This window comes from Paenibacillus sp. FSL R5-0766 (genome assembly GCF_037971845.1).
In the GTDB taxonomy this organism is placed as follows: Bacteria; Bacillota; Bacilli; order Paenibacillales; family Paenibacillaceae; genus Paenibacillus.
The window spans coordinates 5,872,804-5,888,247 of sequence record NZ_CP150227.1 but is presented as its reverse complement, the minus strand read 5'-3'; the positions used below and the strand labels follow the sequence as shown (position 1 = coordinate 5,888,247).

Below are 15,444 nucleotides of genomic sequence, written 5' to 3'. Positions count from 1 at the left end.
AATACCTCTGACAGACGATCCCAGTAATTTCATGGAATCTTCATTTGTGGCTAAACAAAGAACCCGGTCGACAGTCTTGGACTGTTCGCTCGGGTTCTTTAGTCTTCAATTAAAACAGTTCGGTCAGACCAATCATCGTGATGAGCCCGAGTAAAAACGACATCGTCGCCACACGTGCATTACCATCGCCGTGACTCTCAGGGATAAGTTCCTTATAGACGATGAACATCATCGCACCGGCTGCAAAGGCCAGACCATAAGGCACAAGACCAGCTACGAGACTGCTCAAGGTGTAACCAATCATAGCTGTAATAATCTCTACCGCTCCGGTCAGGGTGGCAATACCCAGCGCTTTGAAGCGGCCAATGTTCTGGTTCACGAGAAAGAGGGCCACCAAGAATCCTTCCGGTGCATTCTGCAATCCGATGGAAAAGGCAATGAGATTGCCCAGGCTCTCATCTGAGCTTGCATAGCTGACGCCAACGGATAACCCTTCCGGCAGGTTATGCATGGTGATGGCTGCAATAATCATGAAGGCTTTGGTTTCAATTTTAAAAGGCATTTTCTCGGGATTCTCCAGATCGACGTGTGGAATCTTCATCTCCAGCACCAGTAGAACCAGGCTACCAAGTAAAATACCAAATGCGAGTACAAAAAGATTTGATTGGCCAAGTGCTTCCGGAATAAGGTTATACACTGAAGCCGAGGTCATAATACCTGCGGCGTAGGCCAGCAAAATATCACGCAGACGGTGCGATATTCTGCGCATAAATAGAATCGGTACGGCCCCTAGGCCGGTAGACATGGCTGATATAAAACTGCCAATGAGTGCATCGTTCATGCTTCCATTTTCCCTCCTGATGAAGACTTCTTCATAATCGCTGCCGAGCATTGACACCGTACATAAAAGAGATCATAATGAACAACAGATTAGAATGATTATAAATTAGAATTCCGTTTCTGCATAGGGCAATTCTCATTTCGCAGGCAGGACTTGTGGACATGATGTGGGCTTTTCGTTCTAGTGTATGCAAAAGCCTAAGCTTTTGATGCCGGAGGGCCTAACCTTTTTGCAGAACCCGGGGGAGGAACTATACATGTATAAATCAATTATTATTGGAACAGGCCCTGCAGGGCTGACAGCAGCAATCTATCTGGCACGTGCCAACTTGAACCCACTCGTTATTGAAGGACCACAACCTGGTGGCCAACTGACAACAACGACTGAAGTGGAGAACTTCCCAGGTTTCCCTGATGGTATTATGGGTCCTGAACTGATGGACAACATGCGTAAACAAGCTGAGCGCTTCGGTGCTGAATTCCGTACAGGCTGGGTGAACAACATCGACATGAGCGAGCGTCCATTCAAGATTCAAGTTGAAGGTATGGGTGAACTCGTATCGGAAACATTGATTCTGTCTACAGGCGCATCTGCTAAATACCTCGGTATTCCTGGCGAAGAAACGAACGTGGGCCGCGGTGTCAGCACATGTGCAACATGTGACGGATTCTTCTTCCGTAACAAAGAAATCATTGTCATCGGTGGTGGCGACTCTGCTCTTGAGGAAGCAAGCTTCCTGTCCCGTTTCGGTTCCAAAGTAACGCTGGTACACCGTCGTGAAGAACTGCGTGGCTCCAAAATCATGCAGGATCGTGCACGTAGCAACGAAAAAGTAGAAATGGCTTTGAACCGTACACCACTCGAAGTACTTGCTGGCGACAACGGCGTAACCGGACTGAAAGTGTTGAACAACGAAACAGGTGAAGAAGAAGTGATTCCGGCAAGCGGCGTATTCGTAGCGATCGGTCACACACCAAACACTGGTTTCCTTGGCGGACAGATCACGACGGACGAACATGGTTATATCCTGACTACACCAGGTACATCCGAGACAAACATCCCAGGCGTATTTGCATGTGGTGACGTACAGGATACACGTTACAAACAAGCGATTACAGCTGCAGGTAGCGGATGTATGGCTGCCATGGACACAGAGAAATACATTGAGAGCTTGGAGCACAGCGCAGTTGTTCTGTAATAGAATGAGCTGATTCCAACCAAACTATAGATTAATATAAAACCATATGAGGTGAATTAAACATGGAAAACGTAATTGTATATACATCAACGAACTGCCCAAACTGCAAATCCGTAAAAACGTTCCTGGCTGACAAAGGTATCTCTTATGAAGAGCGCAACATCGAAACAAGCGATGAATATGCACAACAAGTATGGGACATGGGCGTACGTGCCGTGCCATTGACTGTCATTGGTGAACACCGCATTCTGGGTATGAACAAAACCCAATTTGCCAAAGCATTGGACGCTTAAATCAGGCTGATTATCTGAATCATCATGTGTTGAAAGAAAATTTCGATTCATATGCAATTCCGGTTTTCGCGAGCCGTTAGGATATAGAAAGAACCGTACCCGGAAGGGTACGGTTTTTTGTGCAAACGCAGAATATGATCTAGAAAAAAATACTCATGAAAGTCTGAAATACAACATACACCAGCAATCCTGACAGCATGTACATGAAACCAGCCTTCTTTTTGCTCTGGAACAATCGGAGTATGCCAAGGCTGAACAAGGGCGCAAGCACAATCAGGAACAGGAGTACGGTGACAAACATTTGCGCCGAGATATCTGAAGTATCCACGTAGGTCACGCTTCTTTTCACTCCGTTTCGTTATCGGAATTAACACAGCTTGATTCACACAGCCATGACAAAAATCACATAACCCCATTATACATCTGGATTTCTTTAACAAAAAGGGAGGAAATGGGGCAAAATGATGTCAATTTTCATCTATTATTAGACAGACACCCTGATTTTCCCTAAAAACTGGGATATTGCAGAGTAAGCGGCACCAACACGGGTGGAACGGCTGCCCAGAGCTGCCCATTCAATCTGCAAACTGCGGCGGTGATAAGGTAATGTACGTTCCTCGACAACTTGTTTTAACGCTGTTTCAATCCATGGACCTGCTTCAGAGAGCGGACCGCCAATGATAATACGTTCCGGGTTGAAACTGTTAACGATATTGGTAATGCCAATCCCCAGTTTGCGTCCAATCGTGTTGTATAATTCCTGAACAGCATCGTGGCCTTGCTCCGCATAATGAATTAGCTCCCGTGTGGTATGAGCAGGTAATTTTAGCTGATGATCCTGGTGCTCGTAAGCTTTTTCCGATGCGTATAACTCCCAGCAACCACGATTACCACAGGAGCAGGGCAGACCTTCCGCTTCAATGGACATATGGCCTGTTTCCCCTGCGTAGCCCCATGCACCTTTGTATAATTCACCATCTACCATGATGCCTGAACCAATCCCCATGCCTGCACTGATGTAGATCATGTGACGGACACCGATACCTGCCCCAAAATTCAGCTCTCCATGAGCACCCGCATTGGCTTCATTATCGATCGTTACAGGCAGTTCAAATTCTTCTTCAAGCATTGAGCGCAGAGTTACCTTCTCCCACCCCAGGTTGGGTGCAAACAGGACCGTTCCTGCCTCATCCACCATGCCGGGCACGCCGATGCCAATACCAATGACTCCATGAGGGGAAGCAGGAGCTGCTTCAATGAGCTGTTTTGCTGCCAATTTCAATTGCTCCAGTACAGAGGACACGTCATGATGTTCCAAGGTCACTGCGTACTCTGTAATGATGTGTCCTTCCAGATCTGTAAGCACGCCTTTCAAATGGGTCACACTGAGTTCCAGACCGACTGCATAGCCGGATGTCCCTCGGAACAGCAGCATGAGTGGTTTACGTCCGCCGCTGGATTCACCAGGGCCAATCTCCTGCACCAGGTCATCACTGATCAGATCAGCAACCAGGTTGGATACCGTTGCTTTGTTCAGCCCCGTAACCTCGGACACTCGTGCGCGAGAAAGAGGGGCATGGCGCCGGATCGTATCCAGAACGATCGACTTGTTTATTTTTTTGACCAGCATCTGGTCTCCGGTAATTTTCATATGGTTAAGGCACTCCTATTCTTCTGATAAAAGGGTTCTGACCCACATCCGAAACAAGTTATTCGACTATTATAGCGTAAACAAACATGTAAAAAACAATTTTATTTTACTTTGTTTAACCAATAGACAAAGTAAATTCGATGTGATAGGATAACGGTGTAAACGATTTCTTAAAACTATTGAGGAGGCATTTTACACATGGCCTATTTTGAATCCGTTAATAAAATTGCATTTGAAGGTAAAGATTCCAAGAATCCTTTTGCTTTTAAACATTATAATCCGGAAGAAGTGGTAGCCGGCAAATCGATGGAAGAACATTTCCGTTTCGGCATGGCTTACTGGCATACATTAACTGCAGGCGGCAGTGACCCGTTTGGTGCGGAGACAGCTGTTCGTTCGTGGGATAAATACTCGGGTCTGGACCTCGCGAAAGTACGAGTGGAAGCGGCATTTGAATTTTTGGAAAAAATGAATCTCCCGTTCTTTTGTTTCCACGATGTGGACATTGCACCAGAAGGCAACAACCTGCGTGAGTTCTACAGCAACATTGATACAATTGTTGATCTGATTGAAGATCATATGAAATCCAGCGGCAAAAAACTGCTCTGGAACACGGCGAACATGTTCTCGAACCCACGCTTCATGTTTGGTGCAGCATCCACTTGCAACGCAGATGTGTATGCTCACGCAGCAGCACAGATCAAAAAAGGTCTGGAAGTTGGTAAACGTCTGGGCGCTGAAAACTATGTATTCTGGGGCGGTCGTGAAGGTTACGACACATTGCTGAACACAGACATGCAACTGGAGCAAGACAACATTGCTCGCATGTTCCACATGGCTGTAGACTACGCGAAGGAAATTGGCTTTGATGCACAATTCCTGATCGAGCCTAAACCAAAAGAGCCAACGAAACACCAATATGATTATGATGCAGCAACTTCCATTGCTTTCTTGCAAAAATACGGTTTGGACAAACACTTCAAACTCAACCTGGAAGCGAACCATGCTACTCTGGCTGGTCATACATTCGATCACGAAATCCGCGTTGCTCGTACAAACGGCATGCTCGGATCCCTCGATGCAAACCAAGGCGATATGTTGATCGGTTGGGATACGGATGAGTTCCCGGTTGATATGTACGATGCTACGTTGACAATGTATGAAGTATTGAAAAACGGCGGTATCGGCCGTGGTGGTGTGAACTTTGACGCGAAAGTACGTCGTGGTTCCTTCGAAGCTGACGATCTGTTCCTGGCACACATTGCAGGTATGGACACGTATGCAAAAGGTCTGAAAGTAGCAGCGAAGTTGATTGAAGATCGCGTATTCGATGACTTCATCGAAAAACGTTACAGCAGCTTCAGCGAAGGTATTGGTGCAGATGTGGTTGCAGGTAAAGCAACACTGGCTTCCCTTGCTGAGTACGCGTTGAACAACGAAAGCCCACGCAAAAACCAATCCGGACGTCAGGAATTGCTGAGAGCACAACTTAACCAGTACATCTTGGCTGACTAATAGCGCATAAGGCAGGGTTGGTGCACGTCGACCACCGATGGTTACTCAACTCATATGTGTTGGACATTAGTATCCAAACTAGCCTATGCACAAGATTAGCTTGTACCATGGAACGCCTGAACAAGCATGACATTCGGACCGTCCCCGACTTTCCCTTGGGAAGACGAGGGCGGTTTTTTGGTTAAAAAATAACGCGGTTTTTTAAAATTTTTGATATAAATGGTTGTCTAAGATGGAGCATGCAGAACGAAGTGAGCAGAAAGGACCCGAGGAAGCGGAGCGGTCGCATTTATCCCCGGATTTCTCCCTTTTCAAAGGGATTAAAGTGAATCTAGGGGTAACGGCGATCTGAGGGTTTTCTGATCACGAAGTGACCACATGAGCATCAAGGTTTCATTTATATACCAATGACGGATAGACGTCGTTGGCACGATTTTTGGCTACAGAAACGAGTACGTTTTACTCGTTTCATATCCATGTGTGTCCAGGATCATCATGCAGAACGAAGTGAGCAGAAAGGACCCGAGGAAGCGGAGCGGTCGCATTTATCCCCGGATTTCACCCTTGCTAAAGGGTATAAAGGAAATCTGGGGGTAACGGCGATCCAAGGGTTTTCTGATCACGGAGTGACCACATGAGCATCGAGGGTTTCATTTATACAATCCTGTTACAAACGAGAGGAGTTAACCTATGAGTTACGTAATTGGCGTCGATCTGGGAACCAGCGCGGTCAAAACCGTGTTGGTCAATCGCGAAGGAAAAGTGGCATTTGAAGCATCCGAGGCATACCCGTTGTACCAGCCCAAGGCTGGATACAGCGAACAAAATCCCGAAGATTGGGTAGAGCAGACCATTGTTTCCTTGCGTAAATTGCTGGAAGTGTCTGGCGTGCAGCCTTCGGAAATCGAGGGATTGAGCTTCTCCGGTCAGATGCACGGACTGGTCTTGGTAGATGCTGAAGGCAAACCGCTACGAAATGCAATCCTGTGGAACGATACACGTACTACGGCTCAGTGCCGTCGCATCGAAAAAGTGCTGGAAGGCAAGCTGTTAAGCATTGCCCGGAACCGTGCACTGGAAGGTTTTACCTTGCCAAAAATTCTGTGGGTTCAGGAGAACGAGCCTGAATTGTTACAGCAAGCATCCTTGTTCCTGTTGCCTAAAGACTATGTGCGTTATCGCCTGACCGGGGATTACGCTATGGATTATTCTGATGCAGCGGGAACTTTGCTACTGGACGTTGCAGGCAAACAGTGGAGCAACGAGATTGCAGAAGCATTCGAGCTGCCAATCTCCCTTTGCCCACGTCTTGTGGAATCGTTTGAGGAAGTGGGCACGTTGCTGCCTGAGATTGCGGATCAAACAGGTCTGGCGGCTGCAACGAAAGTATATGCAGGTGGCGCGGATAATGCATGTGGTGCCATTGGCGCAGGTATTCTGAGTGAAGGACAGACGATGTGCAGCATCGGGACGTCCGGGGTTGTGCTTTCCTACGAAGAGCGCAAAGATCTCGATTTCGAAGGCAAAGTACACTTTTTTAACCACGGCGAGAAAGATGCCTTCTATATTATGGGTGTAACACTTGCTGCAGGATATAGCTTGTCCTGGTTCAAGGATACGTTTGCAGCGGACAAATCATTTGATGTGCTCTTGCAGGGCATCGATCAAGTTCCGGCGGGCAGCAACGGATTGTTGTTCACACCATATATCGTTGGGGAGCGTACACCTCATCCGGATGCGAATATCCGTGGCAGCTTCATCGGTATGGATGCAGGGCACAAGCTGGAGCACTTTGGACGTGCGGTGATGGAGGGCATTACCTTCTCGCTGCGCGAGTCCATTGACATTCTGCGTGGTGCAGGCAAAACAGTTAATGAAGTCATCTCCATTGGTGGCGGTGCCAAGAACGAAGCTTGGTTGCAAATGCAGGCGGATGTTTTTAACGCCACGATTGTGAAGCTGGAGAGCGAACAAGGTCCTGCGATGGGGGCAGCAATGCTGGCTGCCTATGGCTGTGGCTGGTTCCCGTCCTTGCAGGAATGTGCAACAGCATTTATTCGTCCAGCGAAGTCCTATGAGCCGAACCCGGAAACAGTTGCCGTCTATGATGGACTGTTTGCACTGTACCAGGAAGTCTATGGACAGACACGTAGTCTCAATGATCGTTTGGCTGAATACCGTTAATTCATTTATTTCACTACATTAATCTTGTGATTACCTTAAAAAGCATCCGCGAAAGCGGGTGCTTTTTTGTCGTTCATCAAGATTAACCCCATGAAAGGTTTCTTTGGCCTGCATATCCGCATTCCGGCTCTGCATAGATTGGAAATAGAGGATTGTGATTCGTCCAGACATCGTGTGTCCGACATTTTAATAGGTTAAAGCTTGAGCATGGGGGTGAAGTTTTGGATGAACATGAGGAACATGGAAGACCACATATTACCTTGTCGATGATCGTTCGTAATGAGGAGAATCGCTATCTCAGGCAGGCATTGGAGAGACATCGTCCCTGGATTGATCGCGCAGTAATCATTGATGACGGAAGCACAGATGGGACGGTCGCGCTGTGCAGGGAACTTCTGGACGGTATTCCACTCGTATTAGTGGAGAACGCTGCTTCACGTTTTGCAGACGAGGTAAGCTTGAGAAAACAACAATGGGAAGAGACGGTGGCGACCAATCCGGAGTGGATTTTGAATCTGGATGCGGATGAGATTCTAACCAGTGACTTTGGTTTGGTACGGGATCTGCTGCTCAGTGGCAATGAAGATGCGATCTATTTCAGATTGTTTGATATGTGGAGTGAGACGCATTACCGGGAAGATGAGTTCTGGCAGGCGCATGCCTATTATCGGCCATTTCTGATTCGTTATCACCCGGGGATGAGCTATGAATGGAAGGAGACCCCCCAGCATTGCGGTCGTTTTCCGTTAACGATCCAGCATTGGTCCTATGGATGTCATGCTCCCCGGGTGAAGCACTATGGTTGGGCGCGGGAAGAAGACCGCATCCGCAAATATGAACGCTATCAAGCACTGGACCCTGAAGCGAGATACGGTTGGAAGGAACAGTACGAATCGATATTGGATCAAGAGCCACGACTGTTGGCATGGTTCGAATAAGGAGAGGGGGCGTGAGTACATTGAAGAAAGACCCTTTACGCAAATCGCAAGAAGAATCCCAACCTCAAATAGAGCCGAATTCACATGAGAAAGAGAATCAGAATGAGAAGCAACATGAGAGCGCAAATGAGAATCAGAAAGAGAGCCGGAGTAATGATCAACCGCCCAGACGTTCTGATCAATCGCAGGAAACCCATCAATCGGAAAAGCATGAAGAGCTTAGCCAGGAAAGAATACTGATCGCCAGCCCGGTTCGTCAGACCACTCCGGTGCTCCGTGAATTTCTGGATTCTTTGCATGCACTGGAACGAACCACAGTGAAGACGGACTATCTGTTTGTTGACGATAACGTGGAAGAAGCCGCATCGAATATATTACGTGAATTTGTGCTTCAGCATGAGGGGACGGTTATTCAAGCAGATGAACATGGTAGCGGTAGTCCTGACAACAAAGGGGTGTACAGCAAGGATGAGGGAGGACACTATTGGCAGGATGAGCAGATTTGGCGTGTAGCCGGTTTGAAAAATCGCATATTGCAATATGCACGCGACAATCACTACGATGCGGTTTTCCTGATTGATTCTGACTTGGTGCTGCATCCGCGGACGCTGGAGCAACTTGTATCGAGTGGCAAAGACATTGTATCCAATATCTTTTGGACCCGCTGGCAGCCGGATGCCAGGGAAATGCCGCAGGTATGGCTGCAAGATGAGTATGCTTTGTTTCGCCGCGGTGGCAAAACATTAGACGGAACCGAGACGGAGGACGAGGGCACGCAAACGACTGCTTTTCTAACTCAACTACGGATCCCGGGTTGTTATGAAGTTGGAGGGCTGGGGGCATGTACCCTTATTCGCAAAAATGTTCTGGCAGCTGGAGTTTCATATGACCAGATTCCCAATGTATCCTTCTGGGGCGAAGATCGTCATTTCTGCATCCGTGCTCAGGCAATGGGTTTTCGTTTATTCGTCGATACTCATCTTCCGGCGTACCACATCTATCGTTTGTCCGAACTGCCGGGGGTATCTGCATTTAATCGCAGGGCCAGACGAGGGGAGGAGACGATCAGTATTACCTTGTGTATGATTGTGAAAAATGAAGAAGCTTCCCTCGCCAGATGTCTGGACTCGGTCAACGGCATTGCCGATGAGATTGTAATCGTGGATACCGGTTCGACGGATCGTACCCGTCAGATCGCTTCCAGATATACGGATCGTATCGTTGATTTTGAATGGGTGGATGACTTTGCAGCAGCACGCAACTATGCCTTCGATCAGGCAAAGAGTGAATATATTCTGTGGCTGGATGCTGACGATGTGTTCGAACCGGAAGATCGGGCGAAACTGATCGCCTTGAAACGTTCGCTGGACCCGGATGTTGATAGTGTCACGATGGATTACAACCTGTCATTCACAGCAGATGGCAAGGTAGCCTACAGCCTGCGCAGGAATCGTCTGGTGCGTCGGGATCGGCAATTTCGCTGGATTGGGGCGGTGCATGAATATCTGGCTGTAGCGGGCAATCTGCTGCATAGTGATATAGCGGTTACCCACAAGAAAGATAAGGAGTATACCGATCGGAATCTTCGGATCTATCGCAAAAGGGAACAGGCCGGAGAGGAATTCGGGCCGCGTGACTTGTACTATTTCGGTAATGAGCTGAAGGACCATGGACAGCATGAGGATGCGGTGAAGTACTATGAGAAGTTTCTGGACACCGGACTGGGCTGGGTGGAAGATCAGATTGCTGCTTGCCAGAAAATTGCGGATTGTGAAGCTGCACTTGAACGTCCGGAGCAGGAAGTCACGGCGTTGTTCCGATCATTTGCCTATGATTTGCCAAGAGCCGAGATTTGCTGTCGATTGGGTGGTTATTTTGCCGACCGTGAAGATTATCGCAAGGCCTTGTTCTGGTATGAACAGGCGACTTGTGCTGTACGTCCTGATGATCCTATGGTAGTGCTGAATGAAGCAGCCTGGACCTGGATGCCGCATCTGCAACTATGTGTGTGTTATGACCGGATGGGGAACCGTGCCAAGGCCCGGGAACATAATGATATCGCACTTGCCTATCATCCAACACATCCGAGCATGTTATATAACGATCGTTACTTTAAAGATTTGGAGAAGGATAACGTATTGGAAAACGCTTAGTATTTTCAGTCGAAATGCGGCCTCTTTCGTGGAATTGAATGGGTGAATCAGCCCATGTTCCATGGAGAGGTTTTTTGCGTTGTGATAAAAGTACATCATAGAGTTGGTGACAGACGGATTCACATTGAAAAATGGATTAATGTATTTCATCCAGGAGAGGATATGCTTTACAATAATGAATAACGGAAAAGCGGTAAACATGTTTATCTGTCTTCGGCTACCGAATTGATGAAGCAAGGGGAACTGGATATGAATTTGACGGAAGTACTATTGGAGTCAAGGCTGGTCGCGATTGTGCGCGGTATAAGCCGTGAAGCGGCAGTAACTGCTGGACAAGGTATGACAAGTGGTGGAATCCGACTGATGGAAGTCACACTGAACACACCTGGAGCACATGATATTATTGCAGACTGGCGTGAGCGACATGAAGGAAAGGCTTTTGTTGGAGCGGGTACGGTACTGAATGTGCAGATGGCGAAGGAAGCAGTTGCTGCAGGCGCACAATTTCTGGTGTCTCCCAATGTCGATCTGTCTGTCATTGAATATGCTGTAGAACATGGTGTCGAGATCTGGCCTGGAGCCATGACACCTACGGAGATTGTCGCTGCTCATGAAGCGGGAGCACGAGTTATAAAGCTGTTTCCGATGGCAAGTCTGGGCATACCGTATCTGCGTGAGATCAAAGCTCCACTGAATCATATTCCACTGCTGGCAACAGGTGGTGCCACACTGGAGAATATTGCTGACTATTACGCAGCAGGCGCTGCTGCAGTGGGTCTGGGAAGTGCACTTTTGCCACGAGAAGCCCTTGCCTCAGGAGATCATGAGCAGATTGCAGCATGTGCACGGAGATTTGTGGAAGCAGCTGAAGTCTAGGATTCCAGCGTCAGATGAGGGATATGTATATTTGGGTATATATATGAAGGTGCCTTTAGATTAGTTGTTGGATTAATCTTTATCATAAAAACCCATGTCGCTTAACGTGCCGTTCATTCTATTGTTTTATGATGGATGTATGCCAGAATTCGGAGAGGAGAGATGCCCTGTGAAAGCTAAAACAATGATAGGCGGCATGCTCGCCGTGGCCGCAGTAACGGCAGGTGGATTATGGAAGGCAGCGGTAAAGAGCCAGACACCCAAGAAGATTCCAATCACACTCACACCCCCAATGCCATTTGAGGATGTGACCTTTGACAGTGGGGGAGGTCGGGTGCATGGCTGGTTCATCCCTGCCAGAGCCGACATTCCGAAACCATGGCCGCTCGTTATTATTGCACATGGCTGGGGCTCCAATCGCTCCCGTGTTCTTCGTTATGCACGGCCGATCTGGGAAGCAGGATATGCCCTGTTTATGTATGATGTCCGCAGCCACGGAGCCAGTGATCCGGTTCGTGCTGCATCTGCCTACTTGTTCCGAGATGATCTGCTCGCGGCGTTGCAGTATACGACTGCACGACCAGAGATTGATGCGGATGCCATCGGAGTGCTTGGACATTCTTTGGGTGGACTAGGTACGATTCTTGCAGTGACGGAGGGAATTCCTGTATCAGCAGTGATTACGGACTCGATGCCATCGCAATTTGAGGTAATCGTCAGTTCAGAGCTGAGACGCCGACGGCTGCCCTTGTTTCCACTGGCCCAGTTAATTCCGAGAATCTGGTTCTGGCGACTGGGTGAATCTCTGAAATCTTATCGTCAGCGTGATCCGGTGATCATGCTGAATGAACGGCGCAGGGGGATGCAACTGCCGATGCTTATGGTGCACTCCAAGGGAGATAATTTCATTCCCCCGAGTGAGCTTGAATATTTTATGTCCAAAGCCGATCCACCTGTAGAACAGCTATGGGTCAACAGCGGAGGACACAGTTGTTCCGAGGAAGATCCCGCCTTCTGGGATACCGTTATTCCCTTTTTGAAAACTCATGTCCAAGGTCAGAAGAAGTCGAACGATTCGTCTATAGCGAGTAGTTAAAAAGATAGAATCAGCCTACATAAGAGTGCAGGCTAACAGATAAAACGCCAACGTAGTTGGTGTTTTTTTGCTGTTATTAGCAATATGCAGAAATTCACATTTGTAAAATTGCCCCGAAAACGACGTTTAAAAAGGAAGCTTATGGTATCATAGAATAGACTGGCAATATTCATGCGAGGTTATTTGCTATGCATCTTTGTATGAAATTGAAGGGAGAGGTCCAGATTTGAGTTTGAATTGGAAGTTTAATGTACGTTTCAAAATGTTCACAGCGAAAGCTGCAACGGCAGCGATGGCAACACTGTTACTTGCTTCGCAAACACCAGGTTTTGCAGGCAGTGCATCAGCCGCGCAAGCAGAACAGTTGACTGAAGCGACAACGGGGGAAAATGAACAACTAGACGCAACGAGCAATGACGTGCCCGAGGGAGCGAAAATCTCATCCAGGCAAGCCAGTGAAAATATACTGAAGCTATTTCCTTTGTTAAAGAAAGCAACGATCTCATCTGCACGATTCGATTCACCTAATTCTTATCCACCGCCAGACTACAAGGCATGGGAGATCGGGTTCCAGATTACGCAAGGCAATCATACGTCAGGATTCAATGCAACCGTACATGCAGGCACAGGGGAAGTGTTAAGTGTACATTTGCCGTCGGATATCCTGGATAAACATGTCTCGGAATCAGGTGTGAAGTTAACCAAAGCTCAAGCTGAAGAAAAGGCCGTGGCACTGTTGTACCAAGCGATTCCAGGTCTTAAGGACAGTGAATATGCTCCGCTTGGAGATCTGTATTCTTCCATCGAACAAGAGTCATTGTTTGGCAGAACAGAGTATCGATACGGTTACCAGTTGAAGCATGACGGGTTATTATCTGACGCAGAGACAGTCTACATAAATGTGGATGAAAGTGGTTTGGTGACAGGTTACTCACGAGGTACTACCTCAGCGAAGTATCCTTCATCGAAACCGGCAGCTTCGGAAGAGAAGGCGAGACAGCAGTTTGAAGAACAGTTCGATGTGGAGCTGGCCTATATCTCCAAAGATCGTCTGTCTTCCAAACAAGGTCAGCAGTATTATCTTGGCTACACACCAAAGACTATCAGTATCGTTCCGATTGAAGCCAATACGTTGGAACGAATTAATACATTAACCGGTAAAGCTGTAGATGAAGATTCTTTGCAGCAGGATACGAAGTTGAAAGGTGATGTAACTCCGTTTGTCCCGACCAATGGTACGAGGTTAAATGTACAGCAGGCCGCCAATCGGGTGACTACGAACTTTGATATTCCCAAGGGTTACAAGCTGGAGCACAGCCAGTTAAGCAAGGGATTATATGCAAGTCCGAACAATCAGGTATGGAGTCTGAGCTGGAGCGATCGAAGTGCCAATATGTCCTATATGTTCATGCGGGATATCTCGGCACAGGTAGATGCAGTTACTGGACAGATCTACAGTTATACGATGATGCAACGAATCGGACCGGAGATGGAACAGGAGAAGCCGGCTGAGGAGAAGGCAGGCAAATTGGTAACCCGGAAACAGGCTGAGAAACTGGCGATGGACACAGTGATTGCGCTAGTTCCAGATGCAACGGAGCAGTTCCGCCTATCTAACGTCATTGAGGTAGATGATGCACGTATCTTTATGTTCCAGCGTTACCTGAACGGAATTCCGGTTAAGGATGACACGGCACAAGTACAGGTGCTGAACAACGGAACGATTAACGAATTCTATACGCGTATTGCCGCAACGCCTGAACAACTGCCAGCAGAGAAAGAACCAGCTATCAGTTATGAAGAGGCCAAGGCACTCTATCTGGAGGAGTTCAAGCTGATCCTCGCATATTCCCGTTATGGCGGATATGGTATGAACGGTGGTCAAGTCATCCCGGCGGGGGTGAACCTTGCTTATATACCTACACGTGATGAGAATTCGATCTATGGCAACTATGAAGCGCTGGATGCGAACACAGGAGAGTGGAAGCTTTTATACGGGGACACAAGCTCTGCAACCAAGGGCGAACCTACGGATATCTTGGGTCATGTGGCCGAAGCAGCTCTACGCAATATGACACAACATGGCGTATTGCTTGCTGATGAACAGGGACGCGTATTCCCGGATCGTGTGATCACCCGGGGAGATTGGTTTAACTATCTGGCAAGAGCGATTAATCCAAATATGGATCTGTACTACAGTGGTGACGGAGATGACAAGTTATACGCTGATGTGACACCTGACAGCCCGTATTATAAGGCAGTTCGGGCATTAATCGATCAGCGCTGGCTTGCCGGAGCGGACCCTGAACAGAATTTAAATCCGCAGGAAGAGATGACACGTGAAGAATTGGCAGTGCTGCTTGTACGTATTTTACGCTATGAGAAGCTGGCTGGATTCTACACATTGCCATCGGATCTTCCCAACATTGCGGATGCCAGTGCCATTACGAGTAAGGGAGCGGTTTCCCTGAGTTTGAAGCTGGGATTGCTTCCTTCCATTGAAGGACGATTCATGCCTGCACGCAAAGTGACGGTAGCTGAAGCGTCACAGGTATTGGAACGGCTGGCGAAGCTTCAAGGTAAGACAGATACGTTTATGAGTGGTAATCGTCTGTATTAGACGAGGAATCACACATATCATGCGCAAGCGGATCATAGGATGAAGATAACGGTTTATCGTGATTGATTGAACTGAAGAT

The 15,444-nt window shown here is 47.8% G+C and carries 12 protein-coding genes; 9 read left to right on the top strand and 3 right to left on the bottom strand.

Annotation, left to right across the window (positions count from 1 at the left end; all coding sequences use genetic code 11):
- Window positions 1–109: 109 nt before the first annotated feature.
- A complete protein-coding gene (locus MKY66_RS25630) occupies window positions 110–841 on the bottom strand; it encodes a ZIP family metal transporter (RefSeq protein ID WP_076212721.1) in 732 nt (243 codons plus the stop codon).
- A gap of 256 nt (window positions 842–1,097) precedes the next feature.
- Here MKY66_RS25630 and trxB point away from each other — a divergent pair, with 256 nt between their 5' ends.
- The gene (gene trxB / locus MKY66_RS25625; protein ID WP_036668032.1) at window positions 1,098–2,039 is read left to right on the top strand and encodes a thioredoxin-disulfide reductase; all 942 of its coding nucleotides are present in this window, start codon (window positions 1,098–1,100) and stop codon (window positions 2,037–2,039) included.
- A 62-nt stretch (window positions 2,040–2,101) separates the two neighbouring features.
- Window positions 2,102–2,332 (top strand): glutaredoxin family protein, encoded by a 231-nt coding sequence (locus tag MKY66_RS25620; protein ID WP_076212704.1) that lies wholly within the window; start codon window positions 2,102–2,104, stop codon window positions 2,330–2,332.
- A gap of 139 nt (window positions 2,333–2,471) precedes the next feature.
- On the opposite strand, the gene MKY66_RS25615 is transcribed toward MKY66_RS25620, so the two are convergent.
- Together MKY66_RS25615 and MKY66_RS25610 are read right to left on the bottom strand one after the other, a co-directional pair.
- A complete protein-coding gene (locus MKY66_RS25615) occupies window positions 2,472–2,669 on the bottom strand; it encodes a hypothetical protein (protein WP_017692236.1) in 198 nt (65 codons plus the stop codon).
- A 147-nt stretch (window positions 2,670–2,816) separates the two neighbouring features.
- The gene (locus tag MKY66_RS25610) at window positions 2,817–3,983 is read right to left on the bottom strand and encodes an ROK family protein (RefSeq protein WP_076212702.1); all 1,167 of its coding nucleotides are present in this window, start codon (window positions 3,981–3,983) and stop codon (window positions 2,817–2,819) included.
- 198 nt (window positions 3,984–4,181) lie between these two features.
- On the opposite strand from MKY66_RS25610, the gene xylA reads away from it, so the two are divergent.
- The 7 genes from xylA (at window position 4,182) to MKY66_RS25575 (ending at window position 15,365) form a co-directional block, all read left to right on the top strand.
- The gene (gene xylA / locus MKY66_RS25605) at window positions 4,182–5,498 is read left to right on the top strand and encodes a xylose isomerase (protein WP_036606941.1); all 1,317 of its coding nucleotides are present in this window, start codon (window positions 4,182–4,184) and stop codon (window positions 5,496–5,498) included.
- Window positions 5,499–6,188: 690 nt separating this feature from the next.
- The gene (xylB, locus tag MKY66_RS25600; protein WP_076212699.1) at window positions 6,189–7,682 is read left to right on the top strand and encodes a xylulokinase; all 1,494 of its coding nucleotides are present in this window, start codon (window positions 6,189–6,191) and stop codon (window positions 7,680–7,682) included.
- Between the two features lie 221 nt (window positions 7,683–7,903).
- Window positions 7,904–8,620, top strand: coding sequence for a glycosyltransferase family 2 protein (locus MKY66_RS25595; protein WP_256704270.1), 717 nt, complete (start codon window positions 7,904–7,906; stop codon window positions 8,618–8,620).
- Window positions 8,621–8,631: 11 nt separating this feature from the next.
- Window positions 8,632–10,773: a glycosyltransferase gene (locus tag MKY66_RS25590; RefSeq protein WP_256704269.1), complete on the top strand. Its 2,142-nt coding sequence runs from the start codon at window positions 8,632–8,634 to the stop codon at window positions 10,771–10,773.
- 249 nt (window positions 10,774–11,022) lie between these two features.
- Window positions 11,023–11,649 (top strand): bifunctional 4-hydroxy-2-oxoglutarate aldolase/2-dehydro-3-deoxy-phosphogluconate aldolase, encoded by a 627-nt coding sequence (locus MKY66_RS25585; RefSeq protein WP_076212696.1) that lies wholly within the window; start codon window positions 11,023–11,025, stop codon window positions 11,647–11,649.
- 169 nt (window positions 11,650–11,818) lie between these two features.
- Window positions 11,819–12,745: an alpha/beta hydrolase gene (locus MKY66_RS25580; RefSeq protein ID WP_256704268.1), complete on the top strand. Its 927-nt coding sequence runs from the start codon at window positions 11,819–11,821 to the stop codon at window positions 12,743–12,745.
- A gap of 226 nt (window positions 12,746–12,971) precedes the next feature.
- Window positions 12,972–15,365 carry an S-layer homology domain-containing protein gene (locus MKY66_RS25575; RefSeq protein WP_076212693.1) on the top strand — a complete coding sequence of 798 codons (2,394 nt, stop codon included), beginning with the start codon at window positions 12,972–12,974 and terminating at the stop codon, window positions 15,363–15,365.
- The last annotated feature ends 79 nt before the right edge of the window (window positions 15,366–15,444 follow it).

Bases quoted from the DNA above. Each gene is read 5' to 3' on its own strand.
- MKY66_RS25630 (WP_076212721.1), bottom strand. From the start codon at position 841: ATGAACGATGCACTCATTGGCAGTTTTATATCAGCCATGTCTACCGGC.
- xylA (WP_036606941.1), top strand. From the start codon at position 4,182: ATGGCCTATTTTGAATCCGTTAATAAAATTGCATTTGAAGGTAAAGAT.
- trxB (WP_036668032.1), top strand. From the start codon at position 1,098: ATGTATAAATCAATTATTATTGGAACAGGCCCTGCAGGGCTGACAGCA.
- MKY66_RS25620 (WP_076212704.1), top strand. From the start codon at position 2,102: ATGGAAAACGTAATTGTATATACATCAACGAACTGCCCAAACTGCAAA.
- MKY66_RS25585 (WP_076212696.1), top strand. From the start codon at position 11,023: ATGAATTTGACGGAAGTACTATTGGAGTCAAGGCTGGTCGCGATTGTG.
- xylB (WP_076212699.1), top strand. From the start codon at position 6,189: ATGAGTTACGTAATTGGCGTCGATCTGGGAACCAGCGCGGTCAAAACC.
- MKY66_RS25610 (WP_076212702.1), bottom strand. From the start codon at position 3,983: ATGAAAATTACCGGAGACCAGATGCTGGTCAAAAAAATAAACAAGTCG.